This is a genomic window from Streptomyces sp. NPDC055243, from assembly GCF_044544025.1.
Lineage (GTDB): Bacteria > Actinomycetota > Actinomycetes > Streptomycetales > Streptomycetaceae > Streptomyces.
This window is the reverse complement of record NZ_JBITWR010000006.1, coordinates 454,504-480,245: the sequence shown is the minus strand read 5'-3', so window position 1 is coordinate 480,245 and position 25,742 is coordinate 454,504. Positions and strand designations below refer to the sequence as shown.

The following is a 25,742-nucleotide window of genomic DNA, read 5'->3' as shown; positions in this document are numbered from 1 at the left end:
AAAGCCCTACGGCGGTGACAGTGGTGCGTCGTACTCTTGGCAGTGCAAGGCTGTCGAGCGGCCACCAAGCCCCGCATGAGGAGGATGAGCAGGCCATAGTGCCGGCCCATGACTCAGACACCCACAGCTCCTACCCCTGCCCAGGGCCAGTCGCGAGCACACTTCACCGTTCCGGCGACCCATCCGATGGTGACGGTGCTCGGTTCCGGAGACGCCCTGTTGCGCGTGATCGAAAAGGCCTTCCCGGCGGCCGACATCCATGTCCGGGGCAATGAGATCAGCGCTGTCGGTGAGGCCCATGAAGTCACCCTCATCCAGCGTCTGTTCGACGAGATGATGCTGGTGCTCCGCACCGGTCAGCCGATGACGGAGGACGCAGTGGAACGCTCGATCGCCATGCTCAGGGCGGACGAGGCGGGCGAGGGCGACGGCCAGGAGACCCCGGCCGAGGTCCTCACGCAGAACATCCTCTCGTCCCGGGGCCGCACGATCCGCCCCAAGACGCTCAACCAGAAGCGCTACGTCGACGCCATCGACAAGAACACGATCGTGTTCGGCATCGGCCCCGCGGGCACCGGCAAGACGTATCTCGCCATGGCCAAGGCCGTGCAGGCCCTGCAGGCCAAGCAGGTCAACCGCATCATCCTGACTCGCCCCGCCGTCGAGGCCGGCGAGCGGCTCGGCTTCCTGCCGGGCACGCTCTACGAAAAGATCGACCCGTACCTGCGTCCGCTGTACGACGCGCTGCACGACATGCTCGACCCGGACTCGATCCCGCGCCTGATGGCGGCGGGCACCATCGAGGTGGCCCCGCTGGCGTACATGCGCGGCCGGACGCTGAACGACGCGTTCATCATCCTGGACGAGGCGCAGAACACCAGCGTCGAGCAGATGAAGATGTTCCTCACCCGCCTCGGCTTCGAGTCGAAGATCGTGATCACGGGTGACGTCACGCAGGTCGACCTGCCGAACGGCACCAAGTCGGGTCTGCGGCAGGTCCAGGACATCCTGGAGGGCATCGACGACGTGCACTTCTCGCGGCTCACGTCCCACGATGTCGTACGGCACAAGCTGGTCGGCCGTATCGTCGACGCGTACGAGAAGTACGACGACAGTCAGCAGAACCAGAAAAACGGGAAGTAGCGGAAGCCGCACCATGTCGATCGACGTCAACAACGAATCCGGAACCGAGGTCGACGAGCAGGCGATCCTCGACATCGCCCGCTACGCCCTCGCGCGGATGCGCATCCACCCGCTCTCCGAGCTCTCGGTGATCGTCGTGGACGAGGACGCCATGGAGCAGCTCCACATCCAGTGGATGGACCTGCCGGGACCGACGGACGTCATGTCCTTCCCGATGGACGAGCTGCGCCCGCCCGCCAAGGACGAGGAGGAGGCCCCGCAGGGCCTCCTCGGCGACATCGTGCTCTGCCCCGAGGTCGCGCTCAAGCAGGGCCGGGAAGCTCCCACGGAGCACTCCATGAACGAGGAGCTCCAGCTGCTCACCGTCCATGGAGTGCTCCATCTGCTCGGGTACGACCATGAGGAGCCGGACGAGAAGGCCGAGATGTTCGGTCTCCAGGCGGCCATCGTCGACGGCTGGCGTGGTGAGAACGGCCTGACCGGGCCCTCTCCCGCGCCGACCGTCTCCTAGGCCCATGAGTTTCCAGCTGATCGCGGGCGCCGTCGCCCTGATCGTCGTCGCCTGGCTCGCCGCCTGCGCGGAGGCGGGCATCGCCCGCACCTCCAGCTTCCGGGCGGAGGAGGCGGTGCGCTCCGGTCGGCGCGGCAGCGCGAAGCTCGCGCAGGTCGCCGCCGACCCCACCCGCTATCTCAACGTGGCGCTGCTCGTGCGCGTCGCGTGCGAGATGGCCGCGGCGTCCCTGGTGACGTACGCGTGCCTGAAGGAGTTCCCCGAGACCTGGGAGGCGCTCGCGGTCGCCATCGCGGTGATGGTCCTCGTCTCGTACGTGGCCGTGGGCGTCTCGCCGCGCACCATCGGCCGCCAGCACCCGCTCAACACGGCGACCGCCGCGGCGTACGTACTGCTGCCGCTGGCCCGCGTCATGGGCCCGATCCCGCCGCTCCTGATCCTCATCGGCAACGCGCTCACGCCCGGCAAGGGCTTCAGGCGCGGCCCGTTCGCCTCCGAGGCCGAGCTGCGCGCGATGGTCGACCTCGCCGAGAAGGAATCCCTCATCGAGGACGACGAGCGCCGCATGGTGCACTCCGTCTTCGAGCTCGGCGACACCCTCGTCCGCGAAGTCATGGTGCCCCGGACGGACTTGGTCGCCATCGAGCGCTTCAAGACGATCCGTCAGGCGCTCACCCTCGCCCTGCGCTCCGGTTTCTCGCGGATTCCGGTGACGGGCGAGAGCGAGGACGACGTCGTCGGCATGGTGTATCTGAAGGACCTGGCCCGCAAGACGCACATCAACCGCGACAGCGAGTCGGACCTGGTGTCGACGGCGATGCGCCCGGCGACGTTCGTGCCCGACACGAAGAACGCGGGCGACCTGCTGCGCGAGATGCAGCAGGAGCGCAATCACGTCGCCGTCGTCATCGACGAGTACGGCGGCACGGCCGGCATCGTCACCATCGAGGACATCCTGGAGGAGATCGTCGGCGAGATCACCGACGAGTACGACCGTGAACTGCCGCCCGTCGAGGAGCTCGACGACGGCTGCTACCGCGTCACCGCACGCCTCGACATCGGTGACCTCGGCGAGCTCTTCGGGCTCGACGAGTTCGACGACGAGGACGTCGAGACGGTCGGCGGCCTGCTCGCCAAGGCGCTCGGCCGGGTGCCGATCGCCGGGGCCTCGGCGCTCGTGCCGCTGCCGGACGGGCGTGAGCTGCGGCTCACCGCGGAATCCGCCGCCGGGCGGCGGAACAAGATCGTGACGGTGCTCGTGGAGCCGGTCGCGCCGGCGGACGCGGAGCAGGAGACGTCGTGACCCCGCAGGAGCTGCGCGCGTTCTGCCTGTCGTTCAACGACGTGGTGGAGGAGTTCCCGTTCGGTCCCGATGCCTCGGTCTTCAAGGTCGCCGGGAAGATGTTCGCGCTGAGCTCGCTGGACGGGAAGCCGCTGACCGTGAACCTGAAGTGCGATCCGGACATGGCGGTCCAGCTGCGCGCCGCGCACCCGGAGATCGTGCCGGGGTGGCACATGAACAAGCGGCACTGGAACACCGTGACGGTGGACGCGCACCTCCCGGACCCGCAGGTCCGGGAGCTGATCGAGGATTCGTACGACCTGGTGGTCGCGGGTCTGCCGAAGGCGGTGCGCCTGCGGCTCGACCGGCCCTAGGCGTCGCGCCGCGTGCGCGGGCCCGGTGGCCGTACGGCCCTCCGTGCTCCGTATGCTCGGCGTATGACCGAGAGTGCTGCGCTTGACGCTGAGGACCGGAAGATCGTTACGCTGGCTCGTTCGGCACGGGCGCGGAACGGGGTGGCCGAGGGAGCCGCTGTGCGGGACGAGACGGGGCGTACGTACGTCGCCGGGACCGTCGCGCTCGCCTCGCTGAAGCTTTCCGCGCTGCGGACCGCCGTGGCCATGGCGGTGGCGTCCGGGGCCGAGTCCCTCGAGGCGGCGGCGGTCGTCTCCGCCGAGGAGGAGCTCTCCGCGGAGGACCTCGCCGCCGTGGCGGACCTCGGTGGAGCCGGGACGCCGGTGTTCCTGGCGGGGCCCGACGGAGAGGTCCGGGTGCGGGCCCAGGCCGGCTGACGCTTCCCCTGACGTTCCCCGCTGTGCCCATGGGCGCCAGGCGCGCCCATGGGCACAGCGGCCCCTACGCGGACCGGAAGCCGATCGTGGGCACGGCCCTGCGCAGCGGCCACGGACGGGTGGCCTCCGGAAGCAGGCCCTCCAGGAAGCCGTAGCGCCGCAGCGCCATCGGGTCCTGGTCGTCGACCTCGCGCACGGTCCGCCACCACGTGGCGACCTCCGCCCAGCCAGGCGCCGACAGGGACCCCCCGAACTCCTGCACCGAGAGCGCCGCCGTGAGCCCCGCGAAGGCGAGCCGGTCCGCGAGGGGCCAGTCGGCCAGGGTGCCGGTCACGAAGCCCGCCACGAAGACATCACCGGCCCCCGTCGGGTCGAGGGCCTCGACCGCGATGGCCGGGACCTCGGCGGTCTCGCCGGTCCGCCCGTCCACCGCGTACGCCCCTTCGGCGCCCAGCGTCACCACGGCTAGCGGAACGTGCTCGGTCAGCGCCCGCGCGGCGGCCCGGGGGCACTGGGTCCGCGTGTAGCGCATGGCCTCCTCCGCGTTCGGCAGGAACGCCTCGCAGTGCTCCAGGTCGGCGAGCCCCGCCAGATCCCAGCGCCCGGTGTCGTCCCAGCCCACGTCGGCGAAGATCCGCGTGCCCGAGCGCGCGGCCTCGGCGATCCACGGCGCGCGCGTGCCGGGCGTCAGGGAGGCGACGGCGGCACGCGCGCGTGGCGGGCAGGCCGGGGCGCCACCGTCCGGGGACTCCGCGTCGGGCGGCGGCTCGTGCCCGTGGCTGACCATGGTCCGCTCGCCCTCGTACGCCATGGAGACGGTCACCGGGGAGTGCCAGCCGGGCACGGTGCGCGAGGTCGCGAGGTCGATGCCCTCGCCCTGTTCGAGCGCGTCCCAGCAGTACTCCCCGTAGTGATCGTCCCCGAAGGCCGCCGCGAGCGAGGTGCGCAGCCCGAGGCGGGCGAGGGCGGTCGCCATGTTGGCGACGCCACCGGGGCTCGACCCCATTCCGCGGGCCCAGGACTCGGTGCCGCGCACCGGCGCGGAGTCGAGGCCGGTGAAGATGATGTCGAGGAAGACCGTGCCGGTGAGGAAGACGTCGCAGGGCGGATCGCCTGCTCTGCGGGCTCCCTTGAGCGGGTCGATGCTGGGTTTGAGGGGTACGACCATGCAGGCAACGTAACGGATGGAGACCATCGGGGGCCGAACGACGGACGGGTCGAAGCTCGGCCCCGGCGGCCCATCAGTCGAACGAATGGGCCGCGACCTCGGCGAGGTACTTCGCCCGCAGCGCCTCGTCCTCGGCGCTCCCGTCGAGGAACGACGCCTCGAAGGAGTTCCGCGCGAGCTCCCGCAGCCGCTCCTGGTCGATCCCCAGGGCTTCCCGCACCGCGTGGAAGGTGTCGTCGACGTAGCCGCCGAAGTACGCGGGGTCGTCGGAGTTGATGGTGCACAGCAGCCCGGCGTCCATCATCCGCGCCAGCGGGTGCTCTTCGAGTACGTCGATGGCGCGCAGCCGGACGTTGGACAGCGGGCAGAGGGTGAGCGGAATCCGTTCCCGCACCAGCCGCTCCACCAGCTCCGGGTCCTCCATGCACCGCAGCCCGTGGTCGATGCGCTCGACGCCCAGGACGTCCAGGGCCTCGGTGATGTACGCGGGCGGCCCCTCCTCGCCGGCGTGCGCGACCCGGCGCAGGCCGAGCGCGGCAGCCGCCTCGTACACCTCGCGGAACTTGGCGGGCGGGTGCCCGACCTCGGCGGAGTCGAGCCCGACGCCCACGATCCGGTGCAGATGGGGCTTGGCGGCCTCCAGGGTCTCCAGCGCCGACTCGGCGGACTGGTCCCGCAGGAAGCACATGATGAGCCGGGTCGTGATCCCGTGCCGCTCCTCGCTGTGCTCCAGGGCGCGCCCGAGCCCCTCCATCACGGTGCCGATACCGACGCCGCGCACCATGTGCGCCTGCGGGTCGAAGAAGATCTCGGCGTGCCGCACGCCCTGCTGGGCGGCGCGCGCGAGGTAGGCGTCGGCGAGCTCTTCGAAGTCCTGCTCGGTGAGCAGGACGGCCATCAACCCGTAGTACAGATCGAGAAAGGACTGCAGGTCGTCGAAGAGATAGGCCTTGCGCAGCGCTTCGGTGTCCGCGTACGGGAGGGTGACGCCGTTGCGGGCGGCGAGGGCGAAGGCCAGCTCGGGTTCGAGCGTCCCCTCGATGTGGAGGTGGAGTTCGGCTTTGGGAAGGGGCATGGCGGCGGCTCACTCAGGTGGTTCGTTTGGGCAGAGGTACACGCAACAGGTCTTGCGCGACGGTGAGTTCACCGTCGAATCCCGCATCCCGGGCCTGCTGCTCGAATACGCCGGGGTCGGGGTGACGCTGACTGAAATGGGTCAGTACGAGATGACGGACTCCGCAGTCCATGGCGACCCGGGCGGCCTGCCCCACGGTCAAATGCCCGTGATCAGAGGCGAGTTGCACATCCTCGTCAAGGAAGGTGGACTCGATGACGAGCATGTCGCAGCCGTCGGCGAGGGCGAGGACGCCGTCGCACAGCCGGGTGTCCATCACGAAGGCGAACCGCTGCCCCCGCCGCACGGAGCTCACCTCGTCGAGCGTGACGTCCCCCAGCGCGCCCTCGCGTTGCAGGCGCCCCACGTCGGGCCCGGAGATGCCGCGCGCGGCGAGCAGCTCGGGCACCATCCGCCGCCCGTCGGGCTCGGTGAGGCGGTAGCCGAAGGACTCGACGGGATGGGAGAGCCTGACGGCGTCGAGGACGAAGGAGGGGGCGACGGCCAGGGGCCCGTCACCGGCGACGGGTTCGACGACGAGCGAGACCGTCTCCCGGTAGGCGGTGGCGTACCGCAGCCGGTCGAAGAAGTGCTGCCCCGAGAGCGGGAAATGCACGGTCACGTCATGCGGGACGCGGTCGAGATTGATCCGCTGGATGACACCGGGCAGCCCCAGCGAGTGGTCGCCGTGGAAGTGCGTGACACAGATCCGGTGCAGGTCGTGCGCGGCGACCCCGGCACGCAGCATCTGGCGCTGGGTGCCCTCGCCGGGGTCGAAGAGGATGCCCTGCCCGTCCCAGAGCAGGACGTATCCGTTGTGGTTGCGGTGCCGGGTGGGGACCTGGCTCGCGGTGCCGAGGACCACCAATTCGCGTACGGACAAGGTGGGTTATCCCGGAGGCCACTGCAGGCCGCGTCCGCCGAGGACGTGGGCGTGCGCGTGGAAGACGGTCTGCCCGGCGCCGGAGCCGGTGTTGAAGACGATGCGATAGCTCTCCGCCTTCTCCTCCGCGGCGACCTCGCCGGCCTCGCGCAGGACGTCGGCGGCGATGGCGGGTTCGGCGGCGGCGAGGGAGGCGGCGTCCGGGTAGTGCGCCTTGGGGATGACGAGGACGTGGGTGGGGGCCTGCGGGTTGATGTCCCGGAAGGCGACGGTCGTGTCCGTCTCCCTGACGACGGTCGCGGGTACGTCACCCGCGACGATCTTGCAGAACAGGCAGTCTGCCTGCGGTTCTCCCGCCATGGGGCGCCTCCGGTCTGAGCAGGTTGTATCGGGCCCCCCGCATGCTATCCGGGCTGCGCCCCCGCCTGACCGCTCCCCTCAGCCCCCACCTCTCCCAGGCACCCGCATCCACCTCTGAACGAACAAGCTTTCCCACCCACCCGAATGCCCGCAGTCGGCAGCGCTCAGGAGGGGCCGGACGATAGCGAGGACGGACATACCGGCGCGGCACCGCACCCACCCACTGACCAGACCCGCCCCGCGCCGCCCTCACACTCCCGGCAGCTCCGGCGCCGCCTTGGGCGGCGTGGTCTCCAGGGCTGAGAGGGCCAGGCGGATCGCCTCGTCCAGTTGGGGGTCCCTGCCCGCCGCGTAGTCCTCCGGGGTCGTCACCACCTCCACGTCCGGGTCAACGCCGTAGTTCTCGACCCCCCACCCGTACCCCTCCAGCCAGAACGCGTACTTCGGCTGCGTCACCAGCGTCCCGTCCACCAGCCGGTAGCGGCTGTCGATCCCCACCACCCCGCCCCAGGTCCGCGTCCCCACCACGGGCCCGATCCCCAGCGCCTTGATCGCCGCGTTCACGATGTCCCCGTCGGAACCGGAGAACTCGTTGGCGACAGCGACGACCGGACCCCGAGGCGCGTCCGCCGGGTAGCTGAAGGGCTGCGCGCCCCGCGGCAGGTCCCAGCCCACGATCTTGCGGGCCAGCTTCTCCACCACCAGCTGAGACGTGTGCCCGCCGCGGTTCTCCCGTACGTCCACCACCAGACCGTCCCGCGCCACCTCCACCCGCAGGTCCCGGTGGATCTGCGCCCAGCCGGGAGCCTGCATGTCCGGCACGTGGAGATACCCGAGCCGCCCACCTGACCGCTCGTGGACGTACGCACGCCGGTCCACCACCCAGGCGTGGTACCGCAACGGCTCCTCGTCGTCGACGGGGATCACCACCGCGTGCCGCGGGTCACCGCCCCCCGCGGGCGACACCGTCAGCTCCACCGGCTTCCCCGCCGTACCCACCAGCAGCGGCCCCGGCCCCGTCACCGAGTCCACCGGCCGCCCCGCGACCGCCAGCAACGCGTCGCCCACCCGCACCGCCACCCCCGGCGCCGCGAGCGGTGACTGGGCGGAGGGGTCCGACGTCTCCGACGGCAGGATCCGGTCGATGCGCCACGCCCCGTCCTCGCCCCGCGAGACATCTGCCCCGAGCAGCCCCTGCCGCACGGCCGAACTCCCCCAGCCCCCGCCGCCCATGACGTACGCGTGCGACGTGCCCAGCTCCCCGGCGACCTCCCACAGCAGGTCCACGAGGTCGTCGTGCGTGGCCACCCGGTCGAGGACCGGGCGGTAGCGGTCGAGCACCCCGTCCCAGTCCACCCCTCCCAGGTCCGGCCGCCAGAAGTTGTCCCGCATGAGGCGCCCCGCCTCGTCGTACATCTGGCGCCACTCGGCGGCGGGGTCGACGGTCTGGCGCACGCGCGTGAGGTCGACGGTGATGTTCGAGTCGGAGCTCTCGTCGCCGGAGGCCCGCCGGTCGCTCGGCACCACCTTCAGCTTTCCGTCGGCCCACAGCAGCACCCGCTTCCCGTCGCCGCTGACGGCGAAGTGGTCGGCGTCCGAAGCCAGTTCCTCGATGCGCTGCTGCACCAGGTCGTACCGCTCCAGCTCGGTGCGCGGGTCGGGGTCCGAGGGGGTCGCGCGGGAGGCGCCGAGGACGCCCCGCACGGGGTGCCGCAGCCACAGGAGGCCGTCCTTGGCGGCCCGCAGGGTCGAGTAGCGGGCGGCCTCGACCGGGAACGGCACGATGCGGTCGGCGAGCCCGTCGAGGTCGATGCGGGTGACGGGCGAGCCCTCGCTGTCCGGGGTCTCGTCCTTGTCGGGGGCCTCGAAGGGGCGCCCGTGCCGCTGCGGCCCGAAGGGTGAGGGAGTGGTGGCCGCCAGCGTGATCAGGTGCGGCCGCGAGCCGCCGACGAAAGCCAGGTCGAAGACGTGCTCGTCGTACACCGGATCAAAGGCACGCGCGGACAGGAACGCCAGATGCTTGCCGTCGAGCGTGAACGCGGGCGCGTAGTCGCGGAACCGCAGCGGCGTCGCCTCGGACACCGAGAGATCGGCCGTGTTCGCCAGCTTCAGCTGGCGCAGCGGACGCGGCCCCGGGTGCGACCACGCGAGCCAGGCCGAGTCCGGCGAGAAGACGAGCCCGGTGGCGTCCCCGTGCTCCCCGCGGTCGACCTCGCGCACCTCCCCGCTCTCCCGCTCCACCAGGAGCACCCGCCCGTCGTGCGAGGCGACGGCGGCCCTGCTGCCGTCGGGGGCGATGGCGATGGTGAGCACCCGGCCCAGCTGCCCCGCGGCGATCCTGCGCGGCGTCGCCCCCGGCGAGAGCCCCGTGGCCGGCGCGAACTGGAGCGCGTCGTCGCCCTCCGCGTCCGTCACCCAGACCACGTGCTCCTCGCCGTCCACGCGGAACGTGCGCGGCAGCCGTGCGCGCACCCCGTGCTCGGCGGCGAGCGCGCGGGCGGGCCCCTCGCGGTGGGTCACCCAGTGCACCCCGCCGCGCACGGAGACGGCACTGCCCCGCGCCGTGTGATCGGGAGCGGCGGCACCGAACCAGCGCGCCGCGCTCACGGGGAACGGCTGGAGGTCGGTGCGCTGACCGCCCAGACGGACGTCGACGCGGCGCGGCTCGGCGTCCACCAGGTCGTCCAGGAGCCAGAGTTCGCCCGCCGAGGTGTACACGACGCGGGTGCCGTCGGTCGCGGCGTGCCGGGCGTAGAAGCCGTCGGTGCCGGTGTGGCGGCGCAGGTCGGAGCCGTCGGGCAGCGAGGAGTAGAGGGCTCCGACGCCTTCGTGGTCGCAGAGGAAGGCGATCCGCTCTCCCACCCACAGCGGATACTCGATGTTCCCGTCGAGCTCTTCATGGACGCGTACGAAGCGGGCCTCGCCGCCCGCCGCATCGTCCACGTCCCCGCGCCGGATCCAGAGCTTGCCCGCCGTGCCGCCGCGGTACCGCTTCCACCAGGCGGCCTCGCGCCCCATCGGCGCGGAGAGCAGCAGGATCTGGCCGTCCCGCGGGCCGTGCGCGACATCGCCCACGACGCCGTACGGCAGCGTGTCCGCGGGCCCGCCGTCCAGCGGGACGGCCCGCGCCCAGCTGCGGCGCAGGGAGGCCTGGCCGGCCGTGCTGACCGCGAGGACCCGCCCGTCCGGGGTCCAGCCCCGCACCGCGGTGCGCGAACTGCCCCAGTACGTCAGGCGTCTGGAGGAGCCGCCGTCGACCGGGGCGACATGCACCTCGGGGGCGCCGTCCCGCGTGGACGTCCAGGCGATGGTCGTCCCGTCCGGGGAGATGCGGGGGTGGTTCACCGGCATGTTGTCGGCGCTGACGCGCCATGCCCGGCCGCCGTCGAGGGGCGCGACCCAGACGTCGTCCTCGGCGGTGAAGGCGATCAACTCGCCGCGCAGATGCGGAAACCGTAGATACGCAGAGTGCCCAGTCAGTGTCACACAGCCAGCCTAGGCAGCCTCGGCGGACCCGGACAGCGTTTTGGATCACTTGCCCGTGTCCGCGGGCAAGTCGCCACGGTTCACTTGCCCTTGAAGCAGGAGCAGGTCGGGTCGGGCGTCCCCGGCGGCGCGACGGTCACCGTGACGGTCGCGCCGGGCGGCTGATCCGGCTCGTCCGGCTCGACCGGCGTGTCACCGCCCCCGTTCCCTCCGCCGTTGTCGCCGTTGTCACCGCCGGAGCAGTCGCCGAGCACGTCCACCCGGAACCACTCCTTGTTGTCGACCTTGGCGGTCAGGTTCCCGCGCACGCAGTGCCCGTCGACGACGGACCACACCGTCCCCTTGACGGTGATGTCACTGGTGTTGTCGGACCCCTTGCCGTTCCTGGCCTGCCCCTGGCAGTCGACGGTGGCGGCCGCGTCGCGGTCGGGAGAACCGCTGGACGGCGTGACCCTTTCCTTGAAGCGGGCGGTACAGCTGATCCACAGCACGTCGAGATGCTGCCGCTCCAGCTCCTTGGTCGCCATCTCGTCGGTGGTGATCGCGATGGCCGCGGTGTTCATCTCGCTGTCGACGGGATCGCACGCGGCGACCCCGATCACTGCCGCCCCCGCGAACCCGACGGCATACAGCACCCGTCGGCGCCGTCCGCACACGTCCACCGCACGATCGCTTAAGCGCCTCAATGCCCCCATACGCGGCAGAGTGCCACTGCGAGCCGCCTGACGATAGTCCCCTTTGCGTCCACTCCGAACGCCCAGGGAGGCCAGGCCCACGCAAAAGAACGCGCCGGGCAACGCGCACCCGCCCTGTACGGCGAGGGCGGCGTACGGCGAGGACGGCCGTCTCCGTGACCGGAAGTGGCTCAACCTCTACGCGCCCGGAGCCGTCCGCCTGCGCGACGGCGCCCTCAGCCGCGCAGCAGCAGCCACTCCTGCAACTCCACCAAGTTCCCCTCCGGGTCCTTGAGATGGGCGACGCGCATGCGGTCCGTCAGGGGCGCGGGGCCCTGGACGACGACTCCGCCGCGCCCCGCGATCCGTGCGCAGTACGCGTCGAGGCCGTCGACCCGCAGCACCACGAGCGAGCGGTGCCCGGTGGCCGACTCCTCCAGTTCGCCGAGGAGTTCGGCCATCATCGAGCGGTCCTGGAGGGCGATCCCCGCGGAGCCGGTCGCCGGGCTGAATTTCTCGTACGGTCCGTCCACCGCCCCCGACTGCGGCTTGAGGCCGAGGACGTCGGCGTAGAAGTGGTAGCAGGCGCTGAAGTCCGATACGAGCAGGCGCACTTGGGCCAGTTCCACGGCAACCCCCTTACCCGGCGCGGGGTTTCAGGACCAGCGGCCCGTGCGCCCCAGGAGCAGCGCGGCCGCCGCCGTCCCCGCGGTCGACGTACGCAACACGCTACGCCCCAGGCGGTACGGCCTGGCCCCCGCGGCCGCGAACGCCGCGAGCTCGTCCGGGGAGACCCCGCCCTCGGGGCCGACCACCAGGACGATGTGCCCGGCGGCGGGAAGGTCCGCCGTGGCCAGCGGCTCGCTGCCCTCCTCGTGCAGGACCGCGGCGAAGTCGGCGCCGCCGAGCAGCGCCGCCACCTGCTTGGTCGTCGCGGCCTCTGCCACCTCGGGGAAGCGCACCCGGCGCGACTGCTTGCCCGCCTCGCGCGCCGTGGCACGCCACTTGCCGAGCGCCTTGAGTCCGCGCTCGCCCTTCCACTGCGTGATGCAGCGCGCCGCGGACCAGGGCACGATCGCGTCGACGCCGGTCTCCGTCATGGTCTCGACGGCGAGTTCCCCGCGGTCGCCCTTGGGCAGCGCCTGCACGACGGTGATCCGGGGCTCCTGCGGCGCCTCCTCCTGTACGGGGTCCATCCGCAGGACCAGCCGGTCCTTGCCCTCGGTGTCCAGGACCACGCAGTCGGCCCAGCGGCCGGCGCCGTCGGTCAGGACGACGTCCTCACCGGCGTGCAGCCGCTTCACGGAGACGGCGTGCCGCCCTTCGGGGCCGTCGAGTACGTAGCGTCCGTCGCCGCCCGCGGCAGTGTTCCCGAAGGTCTCGACGACGAAGACGGGCGCGGTCACGCCTCGCTCCCCGGCTGGGTCCCCTGCTGCCCTTCGGCCGCCAACGCGGCCTTCGCCTCGGCCAGTTCGGCGGCGAGGACCTCCACGAGCTGCCCGGCGGGAAGCTCCCGCGACATGCGGTGGCCCTGCCCCGCCCACAGCGCCATGCCCTGCGCGTCACCGGCCTTGGCGGCGGCCTTGCGCAGGCCGCTGGTGAGGTGGTGGATCTGGGGGTAGGCGGCGGGGGCGTACGGACCGTGCTCCCGCATGAAGCGGTTGACCAGGCCGCGCGCGGGGCGGCCGGAGAAGGCGCGGGTCAGTTCGGTCCGGGTGAACAACGGGTTGGTCATGGCCTGCTTGTGCAGGACGTTCGCGCCCGACTCGGGACAGACCAGGAAGGCCGTGCCGAGCTGCGCGGCGTCCGCGCCCGCGGCGAGCACCGCGGCGACCTGCGAGCCGCGCATCAGGCCGCCGGCCGCGACGACGGGGATCTGCACGGTCTCGCGCACCTGCGCGATGAGCGAGAGGAGGCCGAGCCCGGCGCCGTCCGTCTCGGGGTTGTCGCGGTGCGTGCCCTGGTGGCCGCCCGCCTCGATGCCCTGCACGCACACGGCGTCGGCGCCCGACCACTGGGCGGTCTGCGCCTCTTCGGGCGTGGTGACGGTGGCGACGGTGACCGTGCCGACCCGCGCGAAGGCGTCGAAGACGTCGCGCGTGGGGCATCCGAAGGTGAACGACACCAGCGGCACCGGGTCCTCGACGAGGATCGCGAGCTTGGCGTCGTAGCCGTCGTCGCGGCCGCTGTCCGGATCGCCGAGCTGCGTCTCGTACCAGGCGGCCTCACCGGCGAGCTGGTTGCGGTAGACGTCGACGGCCGCGGCATCGGCGTACTCGGGCTGCGGCATGAAGAGGTTCACGCCGAACGGGCGGCTCGTGAGCCCCCGCAGCTGTTTGATCTCCTGGTACATCCCGTCGGCGGTTTTGTACCCGGCGGCGAGGAAGCCGAGCCCCCCGGCCTCGGACACGGCCGCGGCGAGCTGGGGGCAAGAAGCCCCGCCCGCCATAGGGGCCTGCACGATCGGAAGGCGGCAGAGATCGGTCAGCGCGGAGGACATAACCGCATCGTGCCACGACCTTTGCGACCGACCGAATCGCGCCCCGGCAGGGGCGCGGGGAACGGCGCGAGCAACCACAAATGACCCGCGGACGACAAGGCGCCCCCGGCACGGGGTATCCGCTGCCGGGGGCGCCAAGAGGCACTGCTTGAGGCGCTACCGCCCGTTGAACGCGTCCTTGAGGCGCGAGAACAGACCCTGCTGTCCCGGCTGGAACTGCCCCGTGGGCCTCTCCTCGCCGCGCAGCTGCGCAAGCTCCCGCAGGACCCGCTCCTGCTCCGCGTCCAGCTTGCTCGGCGTGAGGACCTCGACGTGCACGATGAGGTCACCTCGCCCGCCGCCCCGCAGGTGCGTGATGCCCCTGCCGTGCAGCGGCACCGACTGGCCGGACTGCGTGCCCGGCCGGATGTCGACCTCTTCCATGCCGTCCAGCGTCTCCAGGGGCACCTTGGTGCCCAGGGCCGCGGCCGTCATCGGAATGGTGACCGTGCAGTGCAGGTCGTCCCCGCGCCGCTGGAACACGGCGTGCGGCAGCTCGTGGATCTCCACGTACAGGTCTCCGGCGGGGCCGCCGCCGGGGCCGACCTCGCCTTCGCCCGCGAGCTGGATCCGCGTGCCGTTGTCGACACCGGCGGGGATCTTCACGGTGAGCGTCCGCCGCGACCGGATGCGGCCGTCGCCGGCGCACTCCGGGCACGGGGTGGGCACGACCGTGCCGAAGCCCTGACACTGCGGGCACGGCCGCGAGGTCATGACCTGGCCGAGGAAGGACCGCGTGACCTGCGACACCTCGCCGCGACCGCGGCACATGTCACACGTTTGGGCGGATGTCCCCGGCGCGGCACCTTCACCGCTGCAGGTCGTACAGACGACCGCCGTGTCGACCTGTATGTCCTTGGTGGTCCCGAAGGCCGCCTCGTCCAGGTCGATCTCGAGCCGGATCATGGCGTCCTGGCCACGGCGCGTGCGCGACCGGGGGCCACGCTGCGACGCCGTCCCGAAGAACGCGTCCATGATGTCCGAGAAGTTGCCGAAGCCACCGGCTCCGAAACCGCCCGCACCGCCGCCGCCCGCCTGGGACAGCGGGTCGCCGCCGAGGTCGTAGACCTGCTTCTTCTGCGGGTCCGACAACACCTCGTACGCGGCGTTGATCTCCTTGAAGCGCTCCTGAGTCTTCGGGTCCGGATTCACGTCCGGGTGAAGCTCACGCGCCAGCCTTCGGAAGGCCTTCTTGATTTCGTCCTGGGAAGCGTCGCGGCGCACGCCTAGTACGGCGTAGTAGTCCGTGGCCACTTACGACTCCGCCAGGATCTGTCCGACGTAACGTGCCACTGCGCGTACTGCTCCCATCGTTCCCGGATAGTCCATGCGGGTCGGGCCGACCACGCCGAGTTTGGCTACTGCCTCGCTGCCCGAACCGTAGCCGACGGAGACCACGGAAGTGGAGCTGAGTCCCTCATGGGCGTTCTCGTGACCGATCCGTACGGTCATGCCCGAATCCGTGGCCTCGCCAAGCAACTTGAGCAGGACGACCTGCTCCTCAAGAGCCTCCAGGACGGGCCTGATGGTGAGGGGAAAGTCATGTCCGAAGCGGGTGAGATTGGCCGTTCCGCCGATCATCAGCCGCTCTTCGGTCTCTTCGACGAGGGTTTCGAGGAGCGTGGAGAGCACCGTCGCCACCGTGCCCCTGTCCTCCGCGTCGAAGGACTCCGTCATGTCCTGCACCAGCTGCGGCACGTCCGCGAAGCGGCGCCCCGCGACCCTGCTGTTGAGCCGCGCCCGCAGATCCGCCAGCGAGGTCTCGCCGAACGGGGCGGGGCAGTCGATCATGCGCTGCTCGACCCGGCCCGTGTCCGTGATCAGTACGAGCATCAGCCGGGCCGGAGCCAGCGAGAGCAGCTCCACGTGCCGCACCGTCGACCGCGTGAGGGACGGGTACTGCACGACCGCGACCTGCCGGGTCAGCTGCGCGAGCAGCCGCACCGTACGCGCGACCACGTCGTCGAGGTCGACGGCGCCGTCGAGGAAGTTCTGGATGGCCCTGCGCTCCGGCGCCGCCATCGGCTTGACGCCCGCTAGCCGGTCGACGAAGAGGCGGTACCCCTTGTCCGTCGGGATGCGCCCCGCACTCGTGTGAGGCTGGGCGATGAACCCTTCCTCCTCGAGCGCCGCCATGTCGTTGCGGACCGTGGCCGGGGAGACCCCGAGGCTGTGCCGCTCGGTGAGCGCCTTGGAGCCGACGGGCTCCTCGGTGCCGACATAGTCGTGGACGATGGCGCGCAGCACTTCGAGCCTGCGTTCACTGAGCATCCGCGCACACCTCCACCTTTTTGCCCTGAAACCTGCCTGTCCTGCGGCCTCGCCTGGCACTCTTGTCGGGCGAGTGCCAGCCAACACCCCGCCCAGTGTACGGCCGCGAGGTACGACCCCGGCAAGGGCCGGACCCCTATGTCGGTCCAACGGCCAGGACAGCGGCTGCCAAGCCGCCCGTGCGGGGCTAGCGTCGGCTTATGGACGTGGCACTTGCTTGGGACGAGGCGGGTTGGGAGCGGCTCGCGCCGCACGTGGGGCGGCGGCGCCTCCCGGTCTGGGACTGTACGGCGGGCCTTGTCGTCGGCGGCGAATCGGCGCTGATGATCGAGGCGGGGGCGACCCTGCGCGAGGGGGCACAGCTGCGCACCCAGGCTCGGGGCCTTCTCGGCGGGGGCCGCCGGGTCACCCACCTCGCCCTGACGCACCCGCACTTCGACCACGTCCTGGGCGCCGCGGCGTTCGCGGGCGTGGAGGTGTACGGCGCGGTGGGCCTGGACACGGTCCTCGTGAAGGGCCGCGACGAACTGCGCGGCGACGCCGTCCGGCACGGCGTCGCCCCGGACGCCGCGGCGGAGGCCGCCGATCTGCTGGTCCGCCCGCACCACTTGGTGTGCGGGGAGTGGACGCTCGACCTGGGCGGCGGGGTGCAGGTCCTGCTCGCGAACGTCGGCCCCGGGCACTCGGGCCACGACATGGCGGTCCTCGTCCCCGGCACGGACAGCTCGCCGGAGATCGTCTTCTGCGGCGACCTGGTCGAGGAGTCGGGCGAACCCCAGGCGGGCCCCGACGCGGTCCCGGGGCAGTGGCCCGCGGCGCTCGACCGGCTCCTGGAGCTAGGCGGCGACGACGCTTTGTACGTCCCGGGGCACGGCGCGGTGGTCGATGCGGCATTTGTCCGTGCGCAACGCGCCACACTGGCGGCCCGCTTCGGCGTGTCGTAGCCGGTCGTACGCCACTTCTCTTATCGTCGTGCGAATGCGCCAGTACTCCGCAGACCTCACCCCGCCGTGGAAGAAGCCCAAGTCCGTGCCGGAGGTCGCCGCGGAGGCGGACCTCGTGGTGGAGGAGCTCGCCACCGGCTTCTGCGGGGCGGTGATCCGCTGCGAGAAGACGGCGGAGGGTCCGACGGTGACCCTCGAGGACCGCTTCGGCAAGCACCGCGTCTTCCCGATGACGCCCGGGGGCTTCGCCCTGGAGGGCCGCACGGTCACCCTCGTCCGCCCGTCCGCCGCCTCGTCTCCGGTACGTCCCACGCGCACCGCCTCCGGTTCGGTGGCCGTGCCGGGGGCACGGGCCCGGGTCGCCCGTGCGGGGCGGATCTACGTCGAGGGGCGGCACGACGCCGAGCTCGTCGAGCGGGTGTGGGGCGACGACCTGCGGATCGAGGGCGTGGTCGTCGAGTACCTGGAGGGCATCGACGACCTTCCCGCGATCGTCGCCGACTTCTCCCCCGGTCCCGACGCGCGGCTGGGCGTCCTGGTGGACCACTTGGTGCCCGGCTCGAAGGAGTCCAGGATCGCGGCGCAGGTCAGTTCTTCCTCGGCCCTGGTGGTGGGCCACCCCTACATCGACGTGTGGGAGGCGGTGAAGCCGTCGTCGGTGGGGATCGCCGCGTGGCCCCGGGTGCCGCGCGGGCAGGACTGGAAGACGGGCGTCTGCGAGGCGCTGGGCTGGCCCCTGAACACGGGCGCCGCGTGGCAGCGGATCCTGGGCTCGGTGCGCAGCTACCGGGATCTTGAGCCGGAGCTTCTGGGGCGGGTGGAGGAGCTGATCGACTTCGTCACCGCGGTCGAGTCCTAGACCGCCGCTTCGCGACGGATCTTTTCCCACCCGCCCACCCACCCGATTACCCCGCGGCTGCCTACCTGGGCCCCAAAAGCTCTTCGACCCGTCCGGCGCGCCCGAACCTCAGTCCACCAGGTCCCGCACCACCGCGTCCGCCAGCAACCGGCCCCGCAGCGTCAACACCGCCCGGCCCTCCTCGTAGGGACCCGCCTCCAGCAGGCCGTCGGAGAGCGCCCGCCCCGCAGCAGCAAGCCCCGCAGGCCGCAGCAAGGTCAACGGGCACCCTTCGAGCAGCCGCAGCTCAAGAAGGATTCGCTCCACCCGCCGGTCCTCATCGGCGAGGATCTCCCGCCCGGCACCCGGCGAGCGCCCAGCGGCCAGCGCCCCCGCGTACGCCCCGGGATGCTTCACGTTCCACCACCGCACGCCCCCCACATGGCTGTGGGCCCCCGGCCCGGCCCCCCACCAGTCGGCACCCCGCCAGTACAGCTCGTTGTGCAGGCAGCGCCCGGCCTCGGAGGTGGCCCAGTTGGACACCTCGTACCAGGAGAATCCCGCGCGCCCCAGGACCTCGTCCGCGATCAGATAGCGGTCCGCGTGCACGTCGTCGTCCGTCATCGGCACCTCGCCGCGCCGGATCCGCCGCGCCAGCTGCGTGCCCTCCTCGACGATCAGCGCGTAGGCACTGACGTGGTCGGGGCCCGCGCCGATCGCCGCGTCAAGCGTGGCCCGCCAGTCGTCGTCGCTCTCGCCCGGCGTGCCGTAGATGAGGTCCAGGTTGACGTGGTCGAAGCCCGCCGCCCGCGCCTCCGCCACGCACGCCTCGGGCCGACCGGGCGTGTGCGTACGGTCGAGCACCTTCAGCACGTGCTGTTTCGCGCTCTGCATCCCGAAGGAGACGCGGTTGAAGCCGCCTTCGCGCAGCTCGCTGAGGTACGCCGGGTCGACAGAATCGGGGTTCGCCTCGGTGGTGATCTCCGCGTCGTCCGCGAGCCCGAACTCCTCCCGGACGGCCCCCAGCATGCGGACCAGATCGGCCGCGGCGAGCAGCGTCGGCGTACCGCCCCCGACGAAGACGGTCCGCACCGGGCGCGGGTCGTCGCCCAGGGTCTTGCGCGCGAGCCGCACCTCGTCGATCAAGGTGTCCGCGTAGTTGTCGCGGGAGGCGAGCACGCCGCCGGAGCCGCGCAGCTCGGTCGCGGTGTAGGTGTTGAAGTCGCAGTAGCCGCAGCGCGTGGCGCAGTACGGGACGTGGAGGTAGAAGCCGAGGGGACGGGCCCCCGCTCCCTGCAGGGCGGACGCGGGCAGCGCGCCGTCCTCGGGCATGGGCTCACCATCGGGCAGTGCGGAAGGCATACCTTCGATTGTCCCGCACCGCGGAGGAACCCCGCGCCGCGCGGGCTTCCCGCACCGCCCCAGGCCCTCGCCGCGCGCCCCGCCGCTACTGCGCCTGAAGCACGAGCACCGCCATGTCGTCGTCCGGCGGTCTCTCCGAGAACTCGTGCACCAGCCTCTTGATCCGTTCCGCCACCAGCGCCGCGTCCAGCCCCGCGCAGCCCGCGAACGCCGCCGCGAGGCCGTCCGCGTCGTCGAACATCTGCTGTCCCGCGCGGCGCTCCGTCACGCCGTCCGTGACGCAGAGCAGGGTGTCGCCGGTCCGCAGCTCGAAGGTTTCACTCGTGTACGTCGCGTCGTCCACGACCCCGAGCAGCAGCTGGGGCGTGGCCGCCGCCCGGACCGTTCCGTCCGGGGAGAGGAGCAGCGGCAGCGGATGGCCGGCGCTGGCCACCGTGCAGCGGACGCCGCCGTCGTCCATGGGCACCAGCTCGCCGTAGAGGAGGGAGAGGAAGCGGGAGGTGGCGCCGTCGGGCGGCAGGCCCTGGCCGCCCGCGACCGCGACCACCGCGGCGGCCGCGTCCGCCGCCTCCGTCGCGTCGTCGAGGAGGAGCTGGTTGAGGCGGTCGAGGACCTCCGCGACCTCGTATCCCTCGCGGGCGAGCAGCCGCAGCCACGGCCGGGCGAGACCGATCACGACGGCAGCCTCGACGCCCTTGCCCTGTACGTCGCCGAGCGCGAAGCAGTAGCGGCCCTTGCCCGCCTGGAACACGTCGTAGAAGTCGCCGCCGGGGCCGCCCTTGTCCCGCGGCTCGTACACCACACCGCTGTGCATGCCGGGGATGTCCGCGACGGAGCTCGGCAGCAGGCCGCGCTGCAGGACCTGGCTGATGGTGGCCTGCCGCTGGTAGCGCCGCGCCGCGCTGATGGCGAGCGCGACGCGGCGGCTGAAGTCCTCGATGAGGCCGGTGACCTCGTCGGCGAAGCGCATCATCCCGGAGCGCCCGATGACGAGCGTGCCCAGCGCGCGGCCGCCCGCCGTGAGGCGGTACGCCAGGGCCGTGCCGAGCGCCTCCCCCGCCAGCGCCTCGCGGGGCCACGGCACGGGGGCGGCGCCGGAGCCCGCCGAATCGGGCAGCAGGGGCGGGTCCTTCTCCAGGCTGCGGCGCAGTTCCTCTATCCGCTGCTCGCTGGTGTGCCAGACGCGGGCCAGCCGGGTCCCCTGCGACCCGCTCGCGGCGTCGCGCGGCGCGACCTCCGGCTCGTCGTCGAGCCACACCGCGCACCAGTCCGCGAGCCGCGGCACGAGGAGCTGTCCGGCCAGGGCGGCCACCAGGTCCTCGTCGAACTGTCCGGCGAGCAGATCGGACGCCTCGGCGAGGAAGGTGAGCGCGCCGCGGTTGACCCACTCCGTGTCGTGCGTGATCCGCTTCGGCAGCGGCGCGAGGATCTCGGCGGCGCGCGGTCCGCGTTGCGCGCCCTGGTCACCCGCGTACGACTCGCTGTCCTGGCCGGCCTGCACGCCCCCGACCAGCAGGCGGGCCCAGACGGACTTGGTGCCGGTGCGGTAGGTGATGCCCCAGGAGTCGGAGAGGGCGGCGACGAGTTGCAGCCCACGGCCGTACTCGGGCATCCCGGGCGGCTGGGGCGAGGGTTCGTTGCGGACCGAGCGGGCGGGGTGGTGGTCGGAGACCTCGATGACCAGGGTGTCGCAGCTCTCCCCCAGACCCGCCTCGTCGAGCCGGCACAGCAGCTCGACCGTGGTGCCCGCGTGCACGACGGCGTTCGTGACGAGTTCGCTGACCAGCAGCACGGCGTCGTCCGCCAGACGGTCGGTGATGCCCGCCGCCGCGGGCACCGCGAGCTCGGTCCAGTCGGCGAGCGCGGCGCGCACGAACCTGCGCGCGGCGGCGGGCGCCATCGGGTTTCCGGGCAGCGATGTGCACACCACCGCCGGCGGGCCGGGCTGGTGCCCCGGCTGGGCGGACGCACGGAAAGTGGTCTCCCGTTGCATCGGAATGGACCCCACGTTTCGGCTCCTGAGCAGTTCGGTCGAATACGCCTCAGGCGACACGGACAGAGTGACAGACTGGCCACGCCCATAAGCACCGAGTTACTGAAGTGGGCCGCTATGAGTGAGAACAGTGCTATGCCCGCGCTCGGTTACGGTCGGATTCCGGCACCGAAACCAGCTCCGATACCCTCACCGCCGACCGGACCCGCTCCGGAGACGGCACCAGAAATCACCCCGGAGACCGCCCCGGAAGCGATCTCCGACCTGCGCCCGCTGCTTGCCGCCATGCGGTCGGCCCGGGACGGGGACTTCACCAAGGTCCCGGTGACCGGCCACGGCATCACCGCCGAGCTGCACGCGGTGTTCAACGAGATGCTGGACCGCTCCCTGCACTTCGACGGTGAACTCACGCGCGTACGCCGGGAGATCATCCGGCACGGCCATCTCGACGAGCGGTTCTCCGCGAGTCCGGGCCAGGGCAGCTGGTCGACGCGCATCCTGGACGTCAACTCCCTGCTCGACGCGCTGGTCGCCCCCGCGGCCAACGCGACGCGCGTCCTGAACGCGGTGGCGGGCGGCGACCTCACCCAGCGCGTGGACCTGCACGACGGGAGCCGGGAACTGCGGGGCGACCTGCGGCGCCTGGGCCGCGCGGTCAACACGATGGTCGACCAGCTGTCGCTGTTCACGGGCGAGGTCACGCGCGTCGCCCGCGAGGTCGGCACGGAGGGGCGGCTCGGCGGTCGCGCCAAGGTGCGCGGTCTGTCGGGTAGTTGGCGTGACGTGACGGAGGCCGTCAACACGATGGCAGCCCGGCTCACCGCCCAGGTGCGCGACATCGCCCTGGTGACGACGGCGGTGGCGCAGGGCGACCTGACACGGACGGTGACGGTCGAGGCGACGGGCGAGCTGCTGGAGCTGAAACTGACCGTCAACACGATGGTCGAGCAGCTCTCCGCGTTCGCAGCCGAGGTGACGCGTGTCGCCCGCGAGGTGGGCACCGAGGGCCAGTTGGGCGGCCGGGCGCAGGCGCGGGGTGTGTCGGGGGTCTGGAAGGACCTGACCGACAACGTCAACTTCATGGCGTCGAATCTCACCTCTCAGGTGCGCAACATCGCCCAGGTCACCACGGCCGTCGCCAACGGCGACCTGAGCCAGAAGATCACCGTCGACGCCCGGGGCGAGATCCTGGAGCTGAAGTCGACGGTGAACACGATGGTGGACCAGCTCTCCGCGTTCGCCGACGAGGTCACCCGCGTGGCCCGCGAGGTGGGCACGGAAGGAAACCTGGGCGGTCGCGCTCAGGTGCGCGGCGTGTCCGGTGTGTGGAAGGACCTGACCGACAACGTCAACTTCATGGCGGACAACCTCACCTCTCAGGTGCGCAACATCGCCCTCGTGTCGACGGCCGTCGCCCAGGGCGATCTGGGCAAGAAGATCACGGTCGAGGCGAAGGGCGAGATCCTCGAACTGAAGTCGACCATCAACACGATGGTGGACCAGCTCTCCGCCTTCGCCGACGAGGTCACCCGCGTCGCCCGCGAGGTCGGCACGGAAGGAAACCTGGGCGGTCAGGCCCAGGTGCGCGGCGTGTCCGGCGTATGGAAGGACCTCACCGACAACGTCAACTTCATGGCGCTCAACCTCACCTCCCAGGTGCGCAACATCGCCCAGGTCACCACGGCCGTCGCCAACGGCGACCTGTCGAAGATGATCACGGTGACGGCGCGCGGCGAGATCCTGGAGCTGAAGGACACCGTCAACACGATGGTGGAGCAGCTGCGCGCCTTCGCGGACGAGGTGACCCGCGTGGCCCGCGAGGTCGGCACGGACGGCCGGCTCGGCGGCCGGGCCCAGGTGCTCGGTGTGTCGGGCGTGTGGAAGGACCTCACCGACAACGTCAACTACATGGCGGACAACCTCACCGGTCAGGTCCGCAACATCGCGCAGGTGGCGACGGCGGTGGCCCAGGGCGACCTCTCCAAGAAGATCGACGTGGACGCGCGCGGCGAGATCCTGGAGCTGAAGACCACCATCAACACCATGGTGGACACGCTGTCCTCCTTCTCCTCCGAGGTCACCCGCGTGGCCCGCGAGGTCGGCTCCGAGGGCCAACTGGGCGGTCAGGCACGGGTCGAGGGCGTCTACGGCACATGGAAGCGCCTGACGACGAACGTGAACGAGCTGGCCCTGAACCTCACCACGCAGGTCCGCGCGATCGCCGAGGTCGCCTCGGCCGTGGCGCAGGGCGACATGACCCGTTCCATCACCGTCGAGACCCGCGGCGAGGTCTCCGAGCTCAAGAACAACATCAACGTCATGGTCTCCAACCTCCGCGAGACCACCCGCGCGAAGGACTGGCTGGAGTCGAACCTCGCCCGTCTGGCGGGTCTGATGCAGGGCCACCGTGACCTGATGGAGGTCGCCGACCTGATCCTGCGCGAGCTGACCCCGCTGGTGAACGCGCAGTACGGCGCCTTCTTCCTGGCCGACCCGGAGGCGGGGGACGCCACGACGCTGCAGACTCCCCCGGTCAAGGGGCTCGCCTTCATCGCCGGGTACGGCTCGGCGCAGGGCTCGGTCGTCGACACGGGCGCGATGCCCGCGCACGGCCTGGTGCGCCAGGCGGCCCTGGAGAAGAAGCGCATCCTCGTCGACGAGGTGCCGCCCGACTACATCAAGATCACTTCGGGGCTCGGGGACGCCGCACCGGCCAGCCTGGTGATCATCCCCATCCTCTTCGAGGACAAGCTGCTCGGCGTGATCGAGCTGGCCACGTTCTCCCGCTTCTCGGACGTGCACCTGGCGTTCTTCGACCAGTTCGTGAGCACGATCGGCGTCGCGATCAACACCATCATCGCCAACTCCCGTACGGAGTCACTGCTCAGCGAGTCCCAGCGGCTCGCCACGCAGCTCCAGGACCGCTCGGACGAACTCCAGCTCCAGCAGGCGGAGTTGCAGCGCTCGAACGCCGAACTGGAGGAGAAGGCGGCCCTGCTCGCCACCTCTTCGCAGTACAAGTCCGAGTTCCTCGCGAACATGTCGCACGAGCTGCGCACCCCGCTGAACTCCCTGCTCATCCTGGCCCGGCTACTCTCCGACAACCCCGACAGCCATCTCTCCGACCAGGAAGTGCAGTTCGCGACCACGATCCACCGCTCGGGCTCCGACCTCCTCCAGCTCATCAACGACATCCTGGACCTGTCGAAGATCGAGGCGGGCCGGATGGACGTACGTCCCAAGAAGCTCCCCCTGATCAAGGTCCTCGACTACGTCCACGCGACGTTCCGGCCGCTCACCCTCGACCGCGGGCTCGCCTTCGAGGTGTCGGTCGGCGAGGACGTGCCGCGCGAGATGTTCTCGGACGAGCAGCGGCTCCAGCAGATCCTGCGCAACCTCCTGTCGAACGCGGTCAAGTTCACCGCCAGCGGCGGCGTCGAGCTGCGCGTGAGCCGCGTCAAGAGGACCGGCGACCGGCTCCACGAAGGCGGCGACCGGCTCTGCTTCGCCGTGAAGGACACCGGCATCGGCATCCCGGCCGATCAGCTGCCCGCCATCTTCGAGGCGTTCCAGCAGGCCGACGGCACCACCAACCGCAAGTACGGCGGCACCGGCCTCGGCCTCTCCATCAGCCGCGAGATCGCGGGACTCCTCGGCGGTCGCATCACGGCGGAGAGCACCCCGGGCCAGGGCTCCACCTTCACGCTGTACGTCCCCGTGGTGCACCCCGGCCACGGCCCCGCCGCCGCGGCGTACGCGGCGACCAGGTCGCTCACGACGCCGGAGCCGCACGACGACCGGATCGCCATGACCCCGCACACCTTCCACGAACAGAACGACAGCTGGCCGACGCCCACCAAGCTGGAGGAGTACCGGGAAGGCTCGGCCGGCCGCATATTGCGCGGGCGCCGCGTCCTGATCGTGGACGACGACATCCGCAACGTCTTCGCGCTCACCCATGTGCTGAGCCGCGTCGGCATGCCCGTCCTGTACGCGGAGAACGGCCGCGAAGGAATCGAGACCCTGGAGCGCAACCCCGACACCGACCTCATCCTGATGGACATCATGATGCCGGAGATGGACGGATACGAGACCATCGCCGCGATCCGCCGCACCCCCCGCTGGACCGGCCTTCCCATCATCGCGCTGACCGCCAAGGCCATGCCCGGCGACCGCGAGAAGGCCATCGAGCAGGGCGCCAGCGACTACGTACCCAAGCCGGTGGACGTGGACCAGCTGCTCACCGTCGCCTGCGCCCTTCTGGCCCCCGAAGGCGACGGCACGACGGAGCCGGACACGCCCGCCACAACAGACGAACCCGTTGCACCGGAACCGGCAGACGCTCATGGGGAGATCGCCGTTCCGCCGACGCCCGAGTGAGGC

Annotated in this window: 21 protein-coding genes; 8 read left to right on the top strand and 13 right to left on the bottom strand. The window is 71.4% G+C overall.

Annotation, left to right across the window (positions count from 1 at the left end; all coding sequences use genetic code 11):
* Positions 1 to 108: 108 nt before the first annotated feature.
* The 5 genes from ACIGXX_RS20710 (at position 109) to ACIGXX_RS20690 (ending at position 3,727) form a co-directional block, all read left to right on the top strand.
* The gene (locus tag ACIGXX_RS20710; protein ID WP_351160392.1) at positions 109 to 1,143 is read left to right on the top strand and encodes a PhoH family protein; all 1,035 of its coding nucleotides are present in this window, start codon (positions 109 to 111) and stop codon (positions 1,141 to 1,143) included.
* Positions 1,144 to 1,156: 13 nt separating this feature from the next.
* The gene (ybeY, locus tag ACIGXX_RS20705) at positions 1,157 to 1,654 is read left to right on the top strand and encodes an rRNA maturation RNase YbeY (protein ID WP_351160395.1); all 498 of its coding nucleotides are present in this window, start codon (positions 1,157 to 1,159) and stop codon (positions 1,652 to 1,654) included.
* A 4-nt stretch (positions 1,655 to 1,658) separates the two neighbouring features.
* A complete protein-coding gene (locus tag ACIGXX_RS20700) occupies positions 1,659 to 2,957 on the top strand; it encodes a hemolysin family protein (RefSeq protein ID WP_351160397.1) in 1,299 nt (432 codons plus the stop codon).
* Positions 2,954 to 3,310, top strand: a complete 357-nt coding sequence (locus tag ACIGXX_RS20695; RefSeq protein ID WP_351160400.1) for an MmcQ/YjbR family DNA-binding protein — start codon at positions 2,954 to 2,956, stop codon at positions 3,308 to 3,310. Before ACIGXX_RS20700 ends, ACIGXX_RS20695 begins: the two co-directional genes overlap by 4 nt.
* A gap of 63 nt (positions 3,311 to 3,373) precedes the next feature.
* A complete protein-coding gene (locus tag ACIGXX_RS20690) occupies positions 3,374 to 3,727 on the top strand; it encodes a cytidine deaminase (RefSeq protein ID WP_351160402.1) in 354 nt (117 codons plus the stop codon).
* A gap of 64 nt (positions 3,728 to 3,791) precedes the next feature.
* Here ACIGXX_RS20690 and ACIGXX_RS20685 read toward each other — a convergent pair whose 3' ends face one another.
* The 11 genes from ACIGXX_RS20685 to hrcA all read right to left on the bottom strand — a co-directional run bounded on the left by ACIGXX_RS20685 (position 3,792) and on the right by hrcA (position 16,222).
* Entirely contained in the window at positions 3,792 to 4,895 is a 1,104-nt protein-coding gene (locus ACIGXX_RS20685) for a carbohydrate kinase family protein (protein ID WP_399977500.1), read from the bottom strand.
* A 73-nt stretch (positions 4,896 to 4,968) separates the two neighbouring features.
* Positions 4,969 to 5,970 (bottom strand): adenosine deaminase, encoded by a 1,002-nt coding sequence (locus ACIGXX_RS20680; RefSeq protein ID WP_351160409.1) that lies wholly within the window; start codon positions 5,968 to 5,970, stop codon positions 4,969 to 4,971.
* 13 nt (positions 5,971 to 5,983) lie between these two features.
* Positions 5,984 to 6,892 carry a ribonuclease Z gene (locus tag ACIGXX_RS20675; protein WP_399977497.1) on the bottom strand — a complete coding sequence of 303 codons (909 nt, stop codon included), beginning with the start codon at positions 6,890 to 6,892 and terminating at the stop codon, positions 5,984 to 5,986.
* A gap of 6 nt (positions 6,893 to 6,898) precedes the next feature.
* On the bottom strand, positions 6,899 to 7,252 hold the full coding sequence (locus ACIGXX_RS20670) for a histidine triad nucleotide-binding protein (RefSeq protein ID WP_351160414.1): 354 nt from the start codon (positions 7,250 to 7,252) through the stop codon (positions 6,899 to 6,901).
* A gap of 249 nt (positions 7,253 to 7,501) precedes the next feature.
* Positions 7,502 to 10,732, bottom strand: coding sequence for a S41 family peptidase (locus tag ACIGXX_RS20665; RefSeq protein WP_399977613.1), 3,231 nt, complete (start codon positions 10,730 to 10,732; stop codon positions 7,502 to 7,504).
* An 86-nt stretch (positions 10,733 to 10,818) separates the two neighbouring features.
* Positions 10,819 to 11,373, bottom strand: a complete 555-nt coding sequence (locus tag ACIGXX_RS20660; RefSeq protein ID WP_351160417.1) for a hypothetical protein — start codon at positions 11,371 to 11,373, stop codon at positions 10,819 to 10,821.
* A gap of 275 nt (positions 11,374 to 11,648) precedes the next feature.
* Complete coding sequence (locus ACIGXX_RS20655) at positions 11,649 to 12,041, bottom strand: VOC family protein (protein ID WP_351160419.1); 393 nt, start codon at positions 12,039 to 12,041, stop codon at positions 11,649 to 11,651.
* A 27-nt stretch (positions 12,042 to 12,068) separates the two neighbouring features.
* Complete coding sequence (locus ACIGXX_RS20650) at positions 12,069 to 12,818, bottom strand: 16S rRNA (uracil(1498)-N(3))-methyltransferase (RefSeq protein WP_366461937.1); 750 nt, start codon at positions 12,816 to 12,818, stop codon at positions 12,069 to 12,071.
* Positions 12,815 to 13,912 carry a nitronate monooxygenase gene (locus tag ACIGXX_RS20645; RefSeq protein WP_351160424.1) on the bottom strand — a complete coding sequence of 366 codons (1,098 nt, stop codon included), beginning with the start codon at positions 13,910 to 13,912 and terminating at the stop codon, positions 12,815 to 12,817. The genes ACIGXX_RS20650 and ACIGXX_RS20645 overlap by 4 nt, the downstream gene beginning before the upstream one ends.
* A gap of 156 nt (positions 13,913 to 14,068) precedes the next feature.
* The gene (dnaJ, locus tag ACIGXX_RS20640; protein WP_351160426.1) at positions 14,069 to 15,205 is read right to left on the bottom strand and encodes a molecular chaperone DnaJ; all 1,137 of its coding nucleotides are present in this window, start codon (positions 15,203 to 15,205) and stop codon (positions 14,069 to 14,071) included.
* Entirely contained in the window at positions 15,206 to 16,222 is a 1,017-nt protein-coding gene (gene hrcA / locus ACIGXX_RS20635) for a heat-inducible transcriptional repressor HrcA (RefSeq protein ID WP_351160429.1), read from the bottom strand.
* A gap of 200 nt (positions 16,223 to 16,422) precedes the next feature.
* Here hrcA and ACIGXX_RS20630 point away from each other — a divergent pair, with 200 nt between their 5' ends.
* Both ACIGXX_RS20630 and ACIGXX_RS20625 read left to right on the top strand, forming a co-directional pair.
* Positions 16,423 to 17,166 (top strand): MBL fold metallo-hydrolase, encoded by a 744-nt coding sequence (locus ACIGXX_RS20630; RefSeq protein ID WP_383818829.1) that lies wholly within the window; start codon positions 16,423 to 16,425, stop codon positions 17,164 to 17,166.
* A 34-nt stretch (positions 17,167 to 17,200) separates the two neighbouring features.
* The gene (locus tag ACIGXX_RS20625) at positions 17,201 to 18,025 is read left to right on the top strand and encodes a DUF3097 domain-containing protein (RefSeq protein WP_366461939.1); all 825 of its coding nucleotides are present in this window, start codon (positions 17,201 to 17,203) and stop codon (positions 18,023 to 18,025) included.
* Positions 18,026 to 18,133: 108 nt separating this feature from the next.
* Here the strand turns inward: ACIGXX_RS20625 and hemW are convergent, their stop codons facing one another.
* Entirely contained in the window at positions 18,134 to 19,366 is a 1,233-nt protein-coding gene (gene hemW / locus ACIGXX_RS20620) for a radical SAM family heme chaperone HemW (protein ID WP_351160437.1), read from the bottom strand.
* Positions 19,367 to 19,451: 85 nt separating this feature from the next.
* The gene (locus ACIGXX_RS20615) at positions 19,452 to 21,374 is read right to left on the bottom strand and encodes a SpoIIE family protein phosphatase (RefSeq protein ID WP_399977486.1); all 1,923 of its coding nucleotides are present in this window, start codon (positions 21,372 to 21,374) and stop codon (positions 19,452 to 19,454) included.
* A gap of 270 nt (positions 21,375 to 21,644) precedes the next feature.
* Between ACIGXX_RS20615 and ACIGXX_RS20610 the strand changes: the two genes are divergently transcribed.
* Entirely contained in the window at positions 21,645 to 25,739 is a 4,095-nt protein-coding gene (locus tag ACIGXX_RS20610) for a HAMP domain-containing protein (protein WP_351160440.1), read from the top strand.
* Positions 25,740 to 25,742 lie beyond the last annotated feature (3 nt).

Excerpts from the sequence above, each read along its gene's own strand:
- ACIGXX_RS20710 (WP_351160392.1), top strand. The coding sequence starts at position 109 with ATGACTCAGACACCCACAGCTCCTACCCCTGCCCAGGGCCAGTCGCGA.
- ybeY (WP_351160395.1), top strand. The coding sequence starts at position 1,157 with ATGTCGATCGACGTCAACAACGAATCCGGAACCGAGGTCGACGAGCAG.
- ACIGXX_RS20700 (WP_351160397.1), top strand. The coding sequence starts at position 1,659 with ATGAGTTTCCAGCTGATCGCGGGCGCCGTCGCCCTGATCGTCGTCGCC.
- ACIGXX_RS20690 (WP_351160402.1), top strand. The coding sequence starts at position 3,374 with ATGACCGAGAGTGCTGCGCTTGACGCTGAGGACCGGAAGATCGTTACG.
- ACIGXX_RS20685 (WP_399977500.1), bottom strand. The coding sequence starts at position 4,895 with ATGGTCGTACCCCTCAAACCCAGCATCGACCCGCTCAAGGGAGCCCGC.
- ACIGXX_RS20680 (WP_351160409.1), bottom strand. The coding sequence starts at position 5,970 with ATGCCCCTTCCCAAAGCCGAACTCCACCTCCACATCGAGGGGACGCTC.
- ACIGXX_RS20670 (WP_351160414.1), bottom strand. The coding sequence starts at position 7,252 with ATGGCGGGAGAACCGCAGGCAGACTGCCTGTTCTGCAAGATCGTCGCG.
- ACIGXX_RS20645 (WP_351160424.1), bottom strand. The coding sequence starts at position 13,912 with ATGTCCTCCGCGCTGACCGATCTCTGCCGCCTTCCGATCGTGCAGGCC.
- hrcA (WP_351160429.1), bottom strand. The coding sequence starts at position 16,222 with ATGCTCAGTGAACGCAGGCTCGAAGTGCTGCGCGCCATCGTCCACGAC.
- ACIGXX_RS20630 (WP_383818829.1), top strand. The coding sequence starts at position 16,423 with ATGGACGTGGCACTTGCTTGGGACGAGGCGGGTTGGGAGCGGCTCGCG.
- ACIGXX_RS20625 (WP_366461939.1), top strand. The coding sequence starts at position 17,201 with ATGCGCCAGTACTCCGCAGACCTCACCCCGCCGTGGAAGAAGCCCAAG.
- hemW (WP_351160437.1), bottom strand. The coding sequence starts at position 19,366 with ATGCCTTCCGCACTGCCCGATGGTGAGCCCATGCCCGAGGACGGCGCG.
- ACIGXX_RS20610 (WP_351160440.1), top strand. The coding sequence starts at position 21,645 with ATGCGGTCGGCCCGGGACGGGGACTTCACCAAGGTCCCGGTGACCGGC.